The 16693-nt window shown below is 62.2% G+C and carries 15 protein-coding genes and 1 other RNA gene; 8 read left to right on the top strand and 8 right to left on the bottom strand.

The features are described 5' to 3' along the window. Positions 1–47 precede the first annotated feature (47 nt). The 4 genes from C6558_RS22990 to C6558_RS22975 all read right to left on the bottom strand — a co-directional run bounded on the left by C6558_RS22990 (position 48) and on the right by C6558_RS22975 (position 6289). The gene (locus tag C6558_RS22990; protein ID WP_057205697.1) at positions 48–3227 is read right to left on the bottom strand and encodes an efflux RND transporter permease subunit; all 3180 of its coding nucleotides are present in this window, start codon (positions 3225–3227) and stop codon (positions 48–50) included. Then, positions 3224–4378 carry an efflux RND transporter periplasmic adaptor subunit gene (locus C6558_RS22985; protein WP_057205695.1) on the bottom strand — a complete coding sequence of 385 codons (1155 nt, stop codon included), beginning with the start codon at positions 4376–4378 and terminating at the stop codon, positions 3224–3226. The genes C6558_RS22990 and C6558_RS22985 overlap by 4 nt, the downstream gene beginning before the upstream one ends. 405 nt (positions 4379–4783) lie before the next feature. Beyond that, positions 4784–5608 carry a YmdB family metallophosphoesterase gene (locus tag C6558_RS22980; RefSeq protein WP_053249648.1) on the bottom strand — a complete coding sequence of 275 codons (825 nt, stop codon included), beginning with the start codon at positions 5606–5608 and terminating at the stop codon, positions 4784–4786. A gap of 108 nt (positions 5609–5716) precedes the next feature. Beyond that, on the bottom strand, positions 5717–6289 hold the full coding sequence (locus C6558_RS22975) for a 5-formyltetrahydrofolate cyclo-ligase (RefSeq protein WP_057205722.1): 573 nt from the start codon (positions 6287–6289) through the stop codon (positions 5717–5719). A gap of 370 nt (positions 6290–6659) precedes the next feature. Here C6558_RS22975 and C6558_RS22970 point away from each other — a divergent pair, with 370 nt between their 5' ends. Continuing rightward, positions 6660–6857 carry a transcriptional regulator gene (locus tag C6558_RS22970; RefSeq protein ID WP_234907902.1) on the top strand — a complete coding sequence of 66 codons (198 nt, stop codon included), beginning with the start codon at positions 6660–6662 and terminating at the stop codon, positions 6855–6857. On the opposite strand, the gene C6558_RS22965 is transcribed toward C6558_RS22970, so the two are convergent. Beyond that, positions 6852–7085: a hypothetical protein gene (locus C6558_RS22965; RefSeq protein ID WP_057205693.1), complete on the bottom strand. Its 234-nt coding sequence runs from the start codon at positions 7083–7085 to the stop codon at positions 6852–6854. The genes C6558_RS22970 and C6558_RS22965 overlap by 6 nt on opposite strands. A gap of 109 nt (positions 7086–7194) precedes the next feature. Between C6558_RS22965 and C6558_RS22960 the strand changes: the two genes are divergently transcribed. Beyond that, entirely contained in the window at positions 7195–8058 is an 864-nt protein-coding gene (locus tag C6558_RS22960; RefSeq protein WP_063963232.1) for a LysR family transcriptional regulator, read from the top strand. 23 nt (positions 8059–8081) lie between these two features. On the opposite strand, the gene ssrS is transcribed toward C6558_RS22960, so the two are convergent. The 3 genes from ssrS to C6558_RS22945 all read right to left on the bottom strand — a co-directional run bounded on the left by ssrS (position 8082) and on the right by C6558_RS22945 (position 8954). Then, a non-coding RNA gene (ssrS, locus tag C6558_RS22955) (6S RNA) lies at positions 8082–8239 on the bottom strand. Positions 8240–8294: 55 nt separating this feature from the next. Continuing rightward, positions 8295–8672 carry a cell division protein ZapA gene (locus C6558_RS22950; RefSeq protein ID WP_025424755.1) on the bottom strand — a complete coding sequence of 126 codons (378 nt, stop codon included), beginning with the start codon at positions 8670–8672 and terminating at the stop codon, positions 8295–8297. 12 nt (positions 8673–8684) lie between these two features. Further along, positions 8685–8954, bottom strand: coding sequence for a DUF4164 domain-containing protein (locus C6558_RS22945; RefSeq protein ID WP_025424756.1), 270 nt, complete (start codon positions 8952–8954; stop codon positions 8685–8687). 336 nt (positions 8955–9290) lie between these two features. Between C6558_RS22945 and tkt the strand changes: the two genes are divergently transcribed. From tkt to C6558_RS22915, 6 genes are all read left to right on the top strand, one after another. Further along, on the top strand, positions 9291–11273 hold the full coding sequence (gene tkt, locus C6558_RS22940) for a transketolase (RefSeq protein WP_057205691.1): 1983 nt from the start codon (positions 9291–9293) through the stop codon (positions 11271–11273). Positions 11274–11348: 75 nt separating this feature from the next. After that, positions 11349–12359 (top strand): type I glyceraldehyde-3-phosphate dehydrogenase, encoded by a 1011-nt coding sequence (gene gap / locus C6558_RS22935; RefSeq protein WP_057205689.1) that lies wholly within the window; start codon positions 11349–11351, stop codon positions 12357–12359. A 5-nt stretch (positions 12360–12364) separates the two neighbouring features. After that, positions 12365–12955, top strand: a complete 591-nt coding sequence (locus tag C6558_RS22930; protein WP_107027709.1) for a putative glycolipid-binding domain-containing protein — start codon at positions 12365–12367, stop codon at positions 12953–12955. After that, positions 12955–14154: a phosphoglycerate kinase gene (pgk, locus tag C6558_RS22925; RefSeq protein WP_057205686.1), complete on the top strand. Its 1200-nt coding sequence runs from the start codon at positions 12955–12957 to the stop codon at positions 14152–14154. Before C6558_RS22930 ends, pgk begins: the two co-directional genes overlap by 1 nt. A gap of 343 nt (positions 14155–14497) precedes the next feature. Continuing rightward, the gene (locus tag C6558_RS22920) at positions 14498–15523 is read left to right on the top strand and encodes a class I fructose-bisphosphate aldolase (protein ID WP_057205684.1); all 1026 of its coding nucleotides are present in this window, start codon (positions 14498–14500) and stop codon (positions 15521–15523) included. A gap of 238 nt (positions 15524–15761) precedes the next feature. Beyond that, complete coding sequence (locus C6558_RS22915) at positions 15762–16679, top strand: PhzF family phenazine biosynthesis protein (protein ID WP_057217982.1); 918 nt, start codon at positions 15762–15764, stop codon at positions 16677–16679. Positions 16680–16693: the final 14 nt, after the last annotated feature.

The raw sequence follows: 16693 nt of genomic DNA, 5'->3' as shown, positions 1-16693 counted from the left end.
CCCGGCGCTGCCACCGGGGCGTTGGATCACAAGCAACAGCGCTCGTGTTACTCGGCCGGCGTCGCCATCGGCTCGGTCGCCGCAACCGGCTTGCGCCGGCGGAACGAACGCAGCGTAACGTAGAAGACCGGCGTCAGGAACAGGCCAAGGAAGGTCACGCCGAGCATGCCGGAGAACACCGCCGTTCCGAGCGACTGGCGCATTTCGGCACCGGGTCCCGTGGCGATCATCAGCGGCACGACGCCGAGGATGAAGGCGAAGGCAGTCATCAGGATCGGCCGCAGACGCAACTGGCTGGCCTCGACCGCCGCTTCGATCGGTGTTTTCCCCTCATCCTCGCCCTGGCGGGCGAACTCGACAATCAGGATCGCGTTCTTCGCCGCAAGCCCGATCAGCACGATCAACCCGATCTGGGTCAGCACGTTGTTGTCGAGCCCCCGTAGGAAAACGCCGATGAGTGCCGAGAGCACACCGAGCGGCACGATCAGGATGATCGCCAGCGGCAGGACCCAGCTTTCATACTGCGCTGCCAGCGCCAGGAACACAAAGACGACCGACAGCGCGAAGATGAAGACCGCGGTGTTGCCCGTCTGGCGCTCCTGGAAGGCGAGTTCCGTCCACTCGAACGATGTGCCTTGTGGCAGCATCTGGGCCGCAAGCACCTCCATCTTGTCGAGGCTCGTGCCGGTCGAGACACCCGGCGCCGGGTTGCCCTGCAACGGTACCGAGACATACATATTGTATCGCTGCACCAGGGCGGGACCCGCAGTGTCGCGAATCTCGACCAGCGTGCCCATGGGCACCAGTGCGCCGGTGGCAGAGCGGACCTTCAGCGCCAGGATGTCGTCGCGCTCCAGACGGTACTGCTGGTCGGCCTGTGCCCGCACCTGATAGACGCGGCCAAAGGCATTGAAGTCGTTGACATAGGACGTGCCGAGATTGATCGACAGTGCCTCGAAGATATTCGGGATCGGCACGTTCAAGGTCCTCGCCTTGTCGCGATCGATCGCCAGGAAGTATTGCGGGCTCGACGCCGAGAACGTCGTGAAGACGCCGGTCAGCCCCTCGGTCTGGTTGGCAGCACCCATCATCTGGTAGGCCAGCCCCAGCACGCGGCGCATGTCGGCACTCTGCCGGTCGACAATCTGCATTTTGAAGCCGCCGGAGTTGCCGATGCCACGCACCGACGGCGGGGGAACGGCGATGATGAAGGCCTCCTGGATACTTTGCAGGCTGCCATAGAGTTGGCCGATGATCTGGTTGGCGCTCTCGCCGTGCTTGAGCCGCTCCTCGAAGCTCTTGAAGGACGCGAAGATGACACCGGCATTGGACGCATTGGTGAAGGTCGCGCCGTTGAAACCGGCGAAGGCGACGGCGTTTTTCACGCCGGGCACTTCCTGGATGATCTTCGAAGCGCGCTTGACCACCGCATCGGTCCGATCGAGCGACGCGCCGTCGGGAAGCTGGATGACGACGATGGCATAACCCTGGTCCATGGTCGGTACGAAGCCGCTCGGCACGATCTGCGCCATGTACCAGGTGGCGCCAAGCAGGCCGACGAAGACGACGAGCGCCGCAGCGAGCGCCGTTTTTGTCGAAATCAGCTTGCGCACGATCCAGGCGTAGCCTTCAGCCATGCGGTCGAAACCGTTGTTGAAGCCGTTTGCCAGCGACCGACCAAACCGGGTGAGCGGGTTGCCGCTTTCGTGGTGATTGTTCTCGTGCGGTTTCAACAGGATTGCCGCGAGCGCCGGCGACAGCGTCAGCGAATTGAAGGCGGAAATCACCGTCGCCACTGAAATCGTGACGGCGAACTGCAGATAGAACTGGCCGGCAATACCCGGGATGAAGGCCGTCGGGATGAAGACGGCGGTCAGCACCAGCGAGATCGCGATGACCGCTGCCCCCACTTCGTCCATGGTCACGTGCGACGCCTCGCGCGGGGTCATGCCGCGCGCCAGGTTTCGTTCGACGTTCTCGACCACGACGATGGCATCGTCGACGACGATGCCGATCGCCAGCACCAGGCCGAACAGTGTCAGCATGTTGAGCGAGAAGCCGAAGGCGTAAAGGAATGCGAAGGTGCCGACAAGCGACACCGGGATCGCCACGATCGGGATGATCGCCGTGCGCCAGGATTGCAGGAAGATGAGAACCACGAGCGCCACCAGAATGGCGGCTTCGCCGATCGTCTTGTAGACCTCGTTGATCGATTCGGAGATGAACTCGGTCGGATTGTAGACGATCCGGTATTCGAGGCCCTCCGGAAAGTCCTTCGAAACGTCCGTCATCACCTTCTGGATCGCGTCGGCCGCGTCGAGCGCGTTGGTACCCGGCCGCGAGAAGATGCCGAGCGCCACGGCCGGGCTGCCGTCCAGATAGCTGTTGTTGACGTATTCGCGGGCGCCGAGTTCGATGCGCGCCACGTCCTGCAGCTGCACCAGCCGTCCGCTCTCCGTCGCCTTGACGATGACGTAGCGGAACTGGCGGGCATCGCTGAAGCGGCCGTCGGTGGTAACAGTATATTGGAACGCGCTGTCGCCCGGTGTCGGCGGTGCGCCGATCGAACCGCCCGAGACCTGCACGTTCTGCTCGCGCAGCGCCTGCACGACGTCGCCTGCCGTCATTCCGTAGGCCGAGAGCTTTTCCGGATCGAGCCAGACGCGCAGCGCATATTCACGCTCGCCGAACAGGATGACGTCACCGACGCCGTCGAGACGGACCAGCAGGTCGCGGATGCGGGTGCGGGCATAGTTCGAGACGTAGAGCTGGTCGTAACGTTCGTTCGGCGACAGCAGATGCACGACCATCATCAGGTCGGGTGAACTTTTCGCCGTAGTGATGCCGATGCGCCGGACATCTTCGGGCAGGCGCGGTTCGGCGATGGACACGCGGTTCTGCACGAGAACCTGGGCCTGATCGAGGTCCGTTCCGAGCTTGAAGGTGATGGTCAGCGCCATCGAACCGTCGGCGGTCGAATAGGAGGACATGTAGAGCATGTTCTCGACGCCGTTGATTTCCTGTTCCAGTGGCGTTGCCACCGTGTTGGCGATGGTTTCGGCATCAGCGCCCGGATAGGCGGCGCGAACGACGATGGTCGGCGGTGCGATTTCCGGATACTGCGCCACCGGCAGCTGGAAGTAGGCGATGCTGCCGACGATCAGCAACACGATCGAAAGCACCGATGCGAAGATCGGGCGGTCTACGAAGAAATGGGCAAACCTCATTGAGCGCTCCCCGCCGCTTGAGCTTCAGGAGGCAGTTCAACGATCTCGGGCTTCACCTTCGTGCCCGGACGTGCCCGCATCAAGCCGTTGACCACGATGGTTTCGTCGCCGGTCATGCCGCTGCGGATGACACGATAGCCATGAAGCTTCGGTCCGAGCCGCACCGGCTTGGTCGCAACGGTGCCGTCTTCGCGCACCTCATAAACGATGCGTTCGTTCTGGTCGGCGCCGATCGCTTCATCAGGAATGAGCACAGCCTTGTAGGTGTTCGAGCCCTCGAGTTCGGCGCGACCGAAGAGACCCGGCTGCAGCACGTAGTTGGGATTGTCGAAGCGCGCACGCACCCGCATCGTGCCGCTTGCCTGGTCCAGCCGGTTCTCGGCGAAATCGAGCTTGCCCTTGAACGGCGCCTCGTTGGAATCAGCGATGGTGACCATGACATCGAGCGCGCCGCCGCCCTCCTGAAGTGCGCTGCCGCGTTCGCGAGCAACACGCGCATAGGAAAGCAGGCGACGCTCATCGACGTCGAAATAGAAGTCGATCGGATCGAGCGAAACGATCGTCGTCAGCACGGTCTGGTCCGCTTGAACGAGGTTGCCGGTCGAGATCAGGCGGCGATCGACGCGGCCGGTCAGCGGTGCGATGATCGTCGTATAGTCGAGATCGAGCTTGGCGCGCTCGGCCGCGGCTTCCGCTCCGCGCACGGCGGCTTGCGCCGAAAGCAATTCCCGGCGGTGGTCATCGAGCGTCGAGACGGAGAGCGTGCCGGTTCCAGTCAGGGATTCCGTGCGCTTGAACTGTGTCTCGGCAAAGGCGAGAGACGAACGCGTCGACTCGAGCGTCGCCTCCGCCTGCGATAGCGCGGTGCGATAGGGGCGTTGGTCAATGACGAAGAGCTTGTCGCCCTTCTTCACCAGGGCACCGTCGGTGAAGTTGACCTCGTCGAGATAGCCCCCGACGCGGGCGCGGACGGAAACTTCATCGACTGCCTCGAAGCGACCGATGAACTCGTCGCTGTCGATCACATCGCGAACGACCGGCTTGGCGGCAGTGACGGTGGGAAGCTGCGCATCCTGCGCGACGACGTTGGCTGCAGAGAAAAGGGAAATCGAAACGCCGAAAATCATCGGCAAATGCCATCTTGAATACATGCACGCTCTCCGAATGCACCGACAGCGCCGCGCGTCATATATGAAGCGCAAAAGGACGCTGTCACGCTTGAAACTCGCCGCATAATTTGCTCCTCAAATCGACGCCGATCCAAGGAATTATGCAGTAAAATCGAGAACGCCCGGCACGGGACATTGGTCGTCCGAGTACCTGCGGCGACATTTCGAACCCGCAATCCTGTGCTGCGGATGGTACTCAGTATGGAAGACTTGCGAGCGTCAGCCGTGTCCGAACGGCGCTGACGTGGCGTTACCCTGCCATCATTTCGCCGGCTTGTCACCTTGAAAAAAATCAATTCCGGGAAGGTGATACGTGTGCAAACCCGCGCCTTGGTCAGGCGCGGGCGAGACGATCAGGCAACCAAAAATCGTCAACCTGAGGATGGCTCAGGCCCAGAAATCCGGGATCGTTTCGGTCAATCTCGGACCGAGGCGCAGCGGCGCGATCTTTTCGGCAAGGCCGGTGCGGTCGGAAATCTCGACGCCGAGGCCGCAGATGGTCGCCGGCCCCGATGCCGCCTCGAAACGCCCCTTCGGCATCTTCGAAATAAACCGGTTCAGCGGTTCTTCCTTGTCCATGCCGAGCGAGGAATCATAGTCGCCGCACATGCCGGCGTCACTCATATAGGCGGTGCCGCCGTTGAGGATCTGATGATCGGCCGTCGGTACATGGGTGTGGGTGCCGACGACGAGGCTTGCCCGTCCGTCGACGAAATGGCCGAAACACTGCTTCTCGCTCGTCGCCTCGGCATGAAAGTCGAAGACGATGGCATCCGCCTGCTCGCCGAGCGGGCAGGCATCGAGGATCGCTTCGGCCGATTTGAAGGGATCGTCGAGTTCGGGGTGCATGAAGACGCGACCCATGACATTGGCAACCAGCACGCGTGCGCCGTTGCGGGCAAAGAACAGGTTCGATCCGCGCCCGGGCGTGCCCGCCGGATAGTTGGCCGGCCGTAAAAACTGGTCATGCCGCTCGCAGAAGACGACCGCCTCCTTCTGGTCCCAGACATGGTTGCCTGTGGTGACGACATCGGCACCGGCATTGATCGTCTCGAGAAAGATATCTTCGGTGATGCCGAAGCCGCCGGCGGCGTTCTCGCCGTTGACGATGACGAAGTCCAGCTTGAGGTCACCGACCAGCCCCGGAAGACGCTCCCAGACCGCCGTGCGGCCCGTCTTGCCAACCATATCTCCCAGAAACAAAAGCCTCATGCCCGTTCAATCCCACCAGAGCAGTTCCAGGAGGTTTTGCGTCCGGAACTGCGTAAAACAACAAAGAGATAGAGCGTTTCCACGAATCCGTAGATTGCCTGAAACCCTCTAGAAATGTCGAAATCCGCTCTCCGTGAGGACGGCGTCCAGCGCGACGTCGTGCGGTTCAGCGGGCACTGATGCCACTTCCTGGCAGTCAAATGCAATCCCGATCAGCTTCGGCAGATGCCCTTTGTTGCGCAGTTTGTCGATGGCGCGGTCGTAATATCCGGCGCCGTAGCCGATGCGATGACCGGTCGCATCGAAGGCCGACAGTGGCACGAGCATGATATCGGGGTCGAGTTCCGGCGCATCCGGGCCAGGCCCCGTCGTGCCGAAACCGGTCTCGATGACGGAAGCGCCATTGAGCAATTCGCGGAACACGATCGTCTTCTTGTCGATGATTACGGGCAGGCAGAGCCGCGCGCCGCGATCCCGAAGGCGCGCCATCAGCGGCCGGATGTCCATCTCGGAACGGATCGGCCAAAAGCCGGCAACGATATGGCCGGGATCGAGCGCAATGACGTCGCCAGCGTGATCGGCCATGGTCAGGCTTGCCTCGATGCGGCTCTCCGGCGCCATCGCGTCGCGAAGCGCCAGCTTCTCCTTGCGCAGAGCGGCCTTCAGATCCTTTGGTGACATCATTCCCCTCCGACAGACTGCGCGCAAATATTCGACCGCCCGCACATTCTTTTCCCAAAATGAAACAGAACATCGTGGACCGATCGATTTCCCGCCTCGACGCCTGTGGCATAGCGCGTTGCGGCCTTTAGCTCGAACCACGTCACCGCCGGTTTTGCAACAGTTTGCGACAGTCGAACAGCGCATTCCCGCAACGGCACAGAGTTAGCGTTCCGTTCATCATGGACAACGGTTCCGCTTTCTCATGAGTGGGGCCGCGTGCAAATACAGTCGTGATTTCAAATAATTAGCAGGAACTAATGCCCGCGTTCGATGTATGGACGCGCTCCTGCAGGCAGCAGTGGAAAAGCCGACGTCCATGAAGGACCAGATGATCGAACTCGATCCGTTGGAATTGCGTTGCCTGACGCTGGCCGCCCGCGGCCGCACCCGTCAGGACATGATGCGCGAGACCGACATTCCCCTCGACCGCATCGACAGGGCCTTGCAGGACGCCATGCGCAAGCTGCAGGCGGGCAATCTTGCAGAAGCGATTTTCCGCGCCGCCCGTCTCGATATTATTTCATAACATCCAGAGCGACCGATAGACCGCATCCCTGCCCAAACCCTCCCGCCAGCGGTCGTCGAACCGCAGCTCACGGCGCCCTGCATCGTGCAGCAGATGCGGCTTGTCGCGTGGGATCGCAGGCCGCGGCTCCACGGAAGCGGCTATTAGCATCCAGCGACTTGATGACACGAGCCGGGCACGGATGGTGGTGTGAAGATCGGAGAAGAAGACAAGAGCAAGAACGCTCATCGGGGACAGCCTTGATGTCTATAGGACCGGCTAATTGTCCTCGCCTCGTTGACATCTGACAAACGAATTGCAAGCATGACTGCCATCAGAAACTCTGATGGTAGAGACAATGTCCGTCCCCCTCGACAGCGATCTGCTCAGAACCTTTCTCGCCGTTGCCGACGCCGGCAATCTGACACGCGCCGCCGACAGCATCGGCCGCACACAGTCCGCCGTCAGCATGCAACTCAAGAAACTCGAGGACATGCTCGGCGACCCGCTGTTCGAGCGTCATTCGCGCGGCGTGGTGCCGACGGCGCAGGGCTTGCGTCTCGTCGACAACGCCCGGCGGATCGTGGCTCTGCTCGACGATACCGCGGCATCGATGCGCCAGCCGGCGCTCGACGGAACGGTCAGGATTGGCATCTCCGAGGAATACATCAACTCCACGCTTCCGAAAGCCTTGGGCGCCTTCGCCGCCGTTCATCCCGGCGTGGAGGTGACGGTACAGCAGGGTGTGTCGATGTCGAACGTCAACGCCCTTGCTGCCGGCGAAATCGACATCGCCGTGGTTTTCGAGCCTGGCGGACCGACGAAAAACGAAGTCCTCATGATCGATCCCACTGTATGGGTGACCTCGGACCAGCACGCGGCCCATGAACGCCAGCCCCTGCCGATCGCCACCTATACCTATCTGGCAGGAGGGTGGTGCGATGACCTTGCGATGAAGAGCCTGTGGAATCGTGGGCACGAAAGCCGCGTCGCCTATGCGAGCCGGACCAGCAACGGCCTGATCGCCGCCGTGATCTCGGGGCTTGCCATTGCGCCGTTGTCGCGCAGCGCCATACCGGCCGGTTGCCGCGAACTGACCGAAGAAGACGGCTTCAGCGTCATCGATTTTTCCAACGTCGTACTGCGCACCCGACCCGGCAAGCGCTCGCAGACCGTCGACGCGATGGCCGACGCCATCCGCAGCGCTTTTGCCGCCGGTTAAGACTGATGGAGAAGAGGGAAGAGGTGCGATCCACCCAACCGATGGATATTTTACGATCCCGGGTGCCTACAAAGTAGGTGGGCGCCATATGTCCGAGCCCACAAGCCCGGCCAGGGACAGCTCCCTTGAGATCGAGTAAGGCCCCGGGGATTGTGGATCCTGTCGGGAAGCGCAGACCGCATCCGACATATAGAGCCTATCCCTGCTTCGCGCCAGTGGCAGCCCGACGAAAGAGCTCAGTTTGTCGAAGACGTTGCCCGGCCATTGAGCTTGGCGGCAATGGTGTGGATTTGCGAGGTGACTTCGCTCAGCGCCGAGGCCAGGAGCTCCTCGCTTCTTGCCTGGTCGGTGAGGGTACTGTCGCGCCCCCGCTTGAGGGTGTCGACTTCCGCTTCGAGCGCCTTCAGCCGGCGGTTCACTTCGCTGAGTTCGTCCATGACCATGATGCCGGCCATGACCGTCAGCCGCAGATCGCCGATCTCGCCGAACTGCGTCTTCAAATGACCGACATACTGATCGAAGTTGGTGGCCAGTTCGATCAGATGATCTTCCTGTCCCTCTTCGCAGGCCATGCGATAGGCCTTGCCGTCGATCGATACTGTCACCTGCGCCATGTCGCTTAAACCTCAGCGGTCGAGCACCGCTCGAATGGTTTCCATCGCCGTCACGAGGCGTCGGGAAACCTCGCGGTTGACCTCTTCAAGTCGGTTTGCCCGGAATTGGGATTGGTCGAGTTCCTGTGCCAGTCGCGACCGGTCCGAATTGACCCGCCGGACCTCGCCCTCGAACTCGCCGAGATCGCGTTCCCTGTCAAAACGGCTGTCGATCGCGTTTTCCAGGGACTGAACCGCGTTCTTCAGTTCGTCGATCGCCGCTTTGACCGTCTTTGCCGGCATGTTTTTCGATACCTCGCCCGTGAGGCCGAATCGCCAGCATCCCGTCCGCCGCTTCGGCTCACTCCTTTTTAAACCTATTACGCAAATCTCAACAATGCCAACTGTAGCAAAGCATTACGGAAGCTGTGGATGGTTTGTATAGCCGGCTCATCCGGCCGCAGCGCAAAAACTCTGCTGCGACGCGATATCACCCCTTGAAAACCATGCTGCCAATGGCCGCAAAAGGCCTGTATTTGTTGACTCGCGCGGCGCAGATGCTATTTGTCTGCCGCTTCTTGCACGGTCTTTGGAGGATAGAGACCGTCCCCTGACCACCGAACTCAAAACGGAACAGTCATGATCTCTCGCGAAAAACACGACCGGATGGCGAATGCGATCCGTTTCCTCTCCATGGACGCCGTCGAGAAGGCAAATTCAGGTCACCCCGGCCTGCCCATGGGTGCGGCTGACATAGCGACAGTCCTCTTCACGCGCTTCCTCAGCTTCGATCCCAAAAACCCCTCCTGGCCGAACCGCGACCGCTTCGTGCTGTCGGCCGGTCACGGCTCGATGCTGCTTTATTCGCTGCTCTATTTGACGGGCTACGAAGACATCTCCATCGAAGAGATCAAGAATTTCCGCCAACTCGGCGCCCGCACCGCCGGTCACCCGGAATATGGCCACGCCGCCGGCATCGAGACGACCACCGGCCCGCTCGGCCAGGGCATTGCCAATGCCGTCGGCATGGCGATCGCCGAGCGCAAGCTGCGCGACGAGTTCGGCGCCGACCTGATGGAGCACTACACCTATGCGCTCGCGGGCGACGGCTGCCTCATGGAAGGCATCAGCCAGGAAGCGATTTCGCTTGCCGGCCACCTCAAGCTCAACAAGCTGATCGTCTTCTGGGACGACAACAACATTTCGATCGACGGCCCGATCTCGATCGCCGACTCGACCGACCAGCACGCCCGCTTCCGCGCCTCGAACTGGAACACCATTGCCGTCGACGGCCATGATCCGGAAGCCATTGCCGCTGCGATCGAACAGGCGCAGAAGTCCGACAAGCCGACCATGATCGCGTGCAAGACGACGATCGGTTTCGGCGCGCCGAACAAGGCCGGCACCCACAAGGTTCACGGTTCGCCGCTCGGCGCCGAGGAAATCGCCGCCACCCGCAAGGCACTGAACTGGGAATCCGAAGCCTTCGTCGTTCCGTCCGACGTGCTCGACGCCTGGCGCCTGGCCGGCCTGCGTTCGACCAAGACCCGCAAGGACTGGGAAGAGCGCCTCGACAAGAGCGACGCCGAGAAGAAGGCACAGTTCGTTCGCCGCTTCTCCGGCGAACTCGAAGGCCGCCTGTCGTCGGCCATCGACGACTACAAGCGCAAGCTGGCCGAGACCAAGCCGTCGCCGGCAACCCGCAAGGCTTCCGAAGACGCGCTCGAAGTCATCAACGGCGTTCTGGCCGAAACGATCGGCGGCTCGGCCGACCTGACCGGCTCCAACAACACCAAGACCAGCCAGACCAAGTCGATCACCCCGGACGATTTCTCCGGCCGCTACATCCACTACGGCGTGCGCGAGCACGGCATGGCGGCAGCGATGAACGGCATGGCACTGCATGGCGGCATCATCCCCTACTCCGGCGGCTTCCTGATCTTCTCGGACTACTGCCGTCCGTCGATCCGCCTGGCCGCCCTGATGGGCATCCGCGTCATCCACGTGCTGACGCATGATTCCATCGGCCTTGGCGAAGACGGCCCGACGCATCAGCCGGTCGAGCACATGGCGGCGCTGCGCGCCATCCCGAACCTCCTGATGTTCCGCCCGGCCGACGCCACGGAAACGGCCGAGTGCTGGCAGCTGGCGCTTGAAAGCCACAACCGTCCGTCCGGCATCGCGCTCACCCGCCAGAACCTGATGGCCGTGCGCACCGAGTATGAGGAAGAGAACCTCTGCGCTCGCGGCGCCTACGACCTGATCTCGGCAAGCGACGCCAAGGTGACGATCTTCGCCACTGGTTCGGAAGTCGAAATCGCCGTCAAGGCCTGCCAGGCGCTGACCGCCAAGGGCATCGCGACCCGCGTCGTCTCGGTCCCCTGCTTCGAACTCTTTGCCGAGCAGAGCGAAGACTACCAGCAGGCGATCATCGGCAACTCGCCGGTCAAGATCGCCGTCGAAGCCGGCATCCGCCAGGGTTGGGATCATTTCATCGGCAGCGACGGTGCCTTCATCGGCATGTCGTCCTTCGGTGCTTCCGGTCCCTACAAGGAACTCTACAAGCACTTCGGCATCACGCCTGAGGCGGTCGTCGCCGCTGCGGAAGCCAAGCTTTCCTGATCAAGCCGCGGGGCGCGCGTGAAAGCGCGCCCCGCTTTTTTCCGACCATGCCATTCAGACAGGGAGAGACCCGATATGACAGTGAAAGTCGCCATTAACGGTTTTGGCCGCATCGGCCGCAACGTGCTGCGCGCCATCGTTGAATCCGGCCGCAAGGATATTGAAGTCGTTGCCATCAACGACCTCGGCCCGGTCGAGACCAACGCACACCTGCTGCGTTTCGATTCCATCCACGGCCGTTTCCCGGCTGATGTGAAGGTCGAAGGCGATGCGATCATCATCAACGGCGGCAAGCCGATCAAGGTCACCGCGATCCGCAACCCGGCCGAACTGCCGCACAAGGAACTCGGCGTCGACGTCGCGATGGAATGCACCGGCATCTTCACCGCCCGCGACAAGGCAGCCGCACACCTGGAAGCCGGCGCCAAGCGCGTCATCGTTTCGGCTCCGGCCGAGGGCGCCGATCTCACCGTCGTTTACGGCGTCAACCACGACAAGCTGACGAAGGATCACCTCGTCATCTCCAACGCATCGTGCACGACCAACTGCCTTGCACCGGTCGCCAAGGTCCTGAACGACGTCATCGGCATCGACCACGGCATGATGACGACGATCCACTCCTACACCAACGACCAGCCGTCGCTCGACCAGATGCACAAGGATCTGTACCGCGCTCGCGCTGCAGCCCTGTCGATGATCCCGACCTCGACCGGTGCTGCCAAGGCCGTTGGCCTGGTTCTGCCGGAACTGAAGGGCAAGCTCGACGGCTTCGCCATGCGCGTTCCGACCCCGAACGTCTCGGTCGTCGACCTCAAGTTCGTCGCCAAGCGCGAAACCACCAAGGAAGAGATCAACGCTGCGATCAAGGCAGCTGCTGACGGCCCGCTCAAGGGCATCCTCGGCTACACGCTCGCTCCGAACGTCTCGATCGACTTCAACCACGACCCGCATTCCTCGGTCTTCCACATGGACCAGACCAAGGTGATGGAAGGCAAGTTCGTGTCGATCCTGACCTGGTACGACAACGAGTGGGGCTTCTCCAACCGCATGTCCGACACTGCGGTTGCGCTCAGCAAGCTCATCTAACTCCGATGTTTCGCGCCCTTTCCCAAACGACGGTCCGCTGGCGTCCGCTGGAGGGGGAAGGGCTCGAACATCTGACGCTGACGCAAATCGACACAGCCAACGGCGCGGTCATCCGCGCCGTTGGCGTTCTGATCGGCAACCGCGGCGGCACGCCCTACGGTGTGCGCTACCGGATCGATTGCGATGCCGGATGGCTGGTTCGAAAGCTCATGGTCGATACGACCGATGGCCGGAGCCTTCATCTGCGCTCGGATGCTCCGGGCCAATGGGCGACGTCGGGAGGCACGGCGCTGCCCGAATTCGACGGATGCATCGACATCGACCTTGCCGGCACGCCCTTCACCAACACCCTGCCGATCCGCCGTCTCGGCCTTGATTGCAAGGCCGGCAAGGCGCGGCTGAAAATGCTGTACGTGCCGTTCGACACCTTTGAACCGGTGGTCGACGGCCAGCACTATACCTGCTTCGATGATGGCAGGCTCTATCGCTACGGGGCCGAGGACCGCAGCTTTGCCGCAGACCTGCCCGTGGACGAGGACGGCCTCGTCATCGACTACCCCACCCTTTTCCAGAGACTATCACCGGAGACAATCTGATGACTTTCAAGACCCTCGACGACCTGACCGACATTGCCGGCAAGCGCGTGCTTGTGCGTGTCGACCTCAACGTGCCGGTCAAGGACGGCGTGGTCACCGACGCAACCCGCATCGAACGCGTCGCGCCGACTATCCGCGAACTGTCGGAAAAGGGCGCCAAGGTCATTCTGCTGGCGCATTTCGGCCGCCCGAAGGGTGAGCCGGTCGCCGAAATGTCGCTGAAGACCATTGCACCGGCAGTGGAAGACATCCTCGACCAGCGCGTTCACTTTGCCGCCGACTGCATCGGCGACAAGGCCGCAAACGCCATTGCCGAGATGAACGACGGCGACGTGCTGCTGCTCGAAAACACCCGCTTCCACAAGGGCGAAGAGAAGAACGAACCAGACTTCGTCAAGGCACTCGCCACCAACGGCGACATCTATGTCAACGATGCCTTCTCGGCCGCGCACCGCGCCCACGCCTCGACCGAGGGCCTTGCCCACCACCTGCCGGCCTATGCCGGCCGCACGATGCAGGCCGAGCTCGAGGCACTTGAAAAGGGTCTCGGCCAGCCGAAGCGCCCGGTCGTTGCCATCGTCGGCGGCGCCAAGGTCTCGACCAAGATCGATCTGCTGCAGAACCTCGTGAAGAAGGTCGACGCCCTCGTCATCGGTGGCGGCATGGCCAATACCTTCATCGCCGCAAAGGGCGTCAATGTTGGCAAGTCGCTCTGCGAGCACGATCTCGCCGATACCGCCAAGGCGATCATCACTGCAGCGGCTGAAGCCGGTTGCGCCATCGTCCTGCCGGAAGACGGCGTTGTCGCCCGCGAATTCAAGGCCGGCGCCGACAATGAAGTGGTGGAGATCAACGCCATCCCGGCGGATGCGATGATGCTGGACGTCGGTCCGAAGTCGATCGCTGCGGTCAACGACTGGATCTCCAAGGCCGAGACACTGGTCTGGAACGGTCCGCTCGGCGCCTTCGAAATCGCCCCCTTCGACAAGGCGACGGTCGCCGTTGCCAAGCATGCGGCTGCCCGCACCCGCCAGGGATCGCTCGTGTCGGTCGCCGGCGGCGGCGATACGGTTGCAGCCCTCAACCACGCCGAAGTCACGGACGATTTCAGCTATGTCTCGACCGCCGGCGGCGCCTTCCTCGAGTGGATGGAAGGCAAGCCGCTGCCGGGCGTCGACATCCTCAAGCAGCAGAAGTAAGTCAGGCGCTCAGGCGCGCGGGTTACCCGCGCGCCTGAGACACAGAAAAAACCAAGATAATTCAAACGATTAAAATTATTTAAATCGTTTCAGTCGCTTTTCCTGCCTTTTTCCCGGACAATTTCCCCTGTTACTCACGCCCTGTTTGGGGGCGTGGCGGTCACGTGCGCACCGATTGCCCCGAAACGGTTTCAGTGGTTGCCTGATCCTTGCTGATCGGCGCTGAGCGGGATGAGGAAAACGCCTGCTTTTTCCGTCCGTATCCCGCTCTACTTATTGGGAACGATCACGGTTATGATTTGGTCCGGCCCGGCCCAAATCATCGTGACCTAGGGAGAAAAACATGAGCGAAAGACTGGAAGACATCGCAGTTGCCATGGTCGCAAACGGCCGGGGTCTGCTTGCCGCCGACGAGTCCACGGCGACGATCAAGAAGCGCTTCGACGGCATCGGTCTGGAATCGACCGAGACATCGCGGCGCGACTATCGCGAAATGCTCGTTCGCGCCGACGAGGCGATGCGCAAGTACATTTCCGGCGTCATTCTCTACGAAGAGACACTGTTCCAGAAGGCGGCCGACGGCACGCCGCTGGTGGACGTCATCCGCGCCGCCGGGTCGATCCCGGGCATCAAGGTCGATGCCGGTGCCAAGCCGATGACCAATTTTCCGGCGGAAACGATCACCGAAGGTCTCGACGGGCTCGCACAACGCCTGACGAAATATTACGAGGCCGGTGCCCGCTTTGCCAAATGGCGTGGCGTGATTGCCATTTCGGACACGTTGCCGAGCCCAGGTGCCGTCAGGGCTAACGCCCATGCGCTCGCGCGCTACGCCGCCCTTTGCCAGGAAGCCGGCATCGTTCCGATCGTCGAGCCGGAGGTGCTGATGGATGGCGCGCCGGGCGATCACTCGATCGACCGGTCGCAGGAGGTCACCGAATGGACGCTGCGCGTCACTTTCGAGGCGCTCGCCGAGATGCGTGTAAAGCTCGAAGGCATGATCCTGAAGCCGAGCATGGTCATCGATGGCAAGAAGGCGCGCAAGGCGTCCGTCGCCGAAGTCGCCGAACGCACGATCAAGGTGCTGCGACGCACGGTGCCATCAGCCGTTCCCGGCATCGCCTTCCTTTCCGGTGGCCAGACGACCGAGGAGGCGACGGCCCATCTCTCGGCCATGAATGCGACCCACAATCTGCCCTGGAAGCTCACCTTCTCCTACGGCCGCGCCCTGCAGCAGGAAGCGCTGTCCGCCTGGAACGGCAAGGCCGAGAACGTCGCTGCCGGCCAGCGGGCCTTCTCGCACCGCGCCGAAATGTGCAGCCTGGCCGCCAAGGGCAGCTGGAAGAAGGACCTGGAGAAGGCCGCCTGAGCGCCGCCGTCAGCCAAGTCGAAGACGACGCAAGGGGCCATTTATTGGCCCCTTTTCGTGCGGCCCCCGCATGGTTTGCCGCTCGCCGTAGAGTGTAAATGCCGATCTTGTCACCAAGACAAGTTGGTGTCTTTGCCGGTTTCGCCGCCTGCCTTAAGCCTTTCGATCCAGGCCATCAGGCGGCGCTGATCGCCGCCGCATCCAGCGGAAGCGAGCGTTCATGACTTCTTTTGCCCCCGTGCACTCCGTCGACTACATCACCGTCGACGTCTTCACTGAAAATCGTTTCGCCGGCAACCAGCTTGCCGTCATCCCGGACGCACGGGGTTTAAACGATGCGCAGATGCAGGCGATCGCAACCGAGTTCGGCTATTCCGAAGTCACCTTCGTGCTGCCGCCGGAGGATCCTGCCAACAGCGCGCGGGTGCGCATTTTCACGCCGACGATGGAGATCCCCTTCGCCGGACACCCGAATGTCGGCACCGCCTTCGTGCTCGGCCAGCAGGCGGAGATTTTCGGCCGGGCGCCCGGCGATCACCTGCGGTTTGAAGAGCTCGCCGGCCTGGTCGAGGTCGCCCTGTCGCGCGCCGATGGCGCGGTGAAGGAGGCGCGTATCGTCGTGCCGCGCGCCTTGAGCATCGGACCCAGCATCGATGTCGAGACGATCGCCGCCTGCGCCATGGTCGCACCCGATGTCGTCAGCACCGCCAACCATGCACCGGTGCGCGTTTCCGTTGGCCTGCCCTTCGCGGTCGCGGAACTGAAAGACGTAGCCGCGCTGTCGGCGGCGCGTCCCAACGTCACCGCCTTCGAGGCCGCCAATCGGCGCTACAAGCCAGACGAAGACAGCTTCAGCCTGTTCCTCTATGCCCGCTCGGCCGAAAATCCATGGCAGCTGCGCGCCCGCATGTTTGCGCCGCTCGACAACGTCATTGAGGACCCGGCGACCGGCAGCGCCTCAGCCGCCCTTGGCGCCTATCTCGTCTCGCTTCTGCCCGAGGAGACCATCGACGTCGATCTGACGATCGAGCAAGGCTTCGAGATGGGGCGCCGAAGCATCATCGAGGTCAGCGTCAGCAAGCAACGCGGCACCGTAGGCAAAACCAGCATTGCCGGCGCCTGCATGACTGCGATGCGCGGTTCCATCGCGCTCTAAACACCCGCAAGACG

It is taken from the genome of Ensifer sp. NM-2, assembly GCF_003024455.1.
Taxonomy (GTDB): Bacteria; Pseudomonadota; Alphaproteobacteria; order Rhizobiales; family Rhizobiaceae; genus Ensifer; species Ensifer canadensis.
This window is presented reverse-complemented; position numbering and strand designations above follow the sequence as displayed.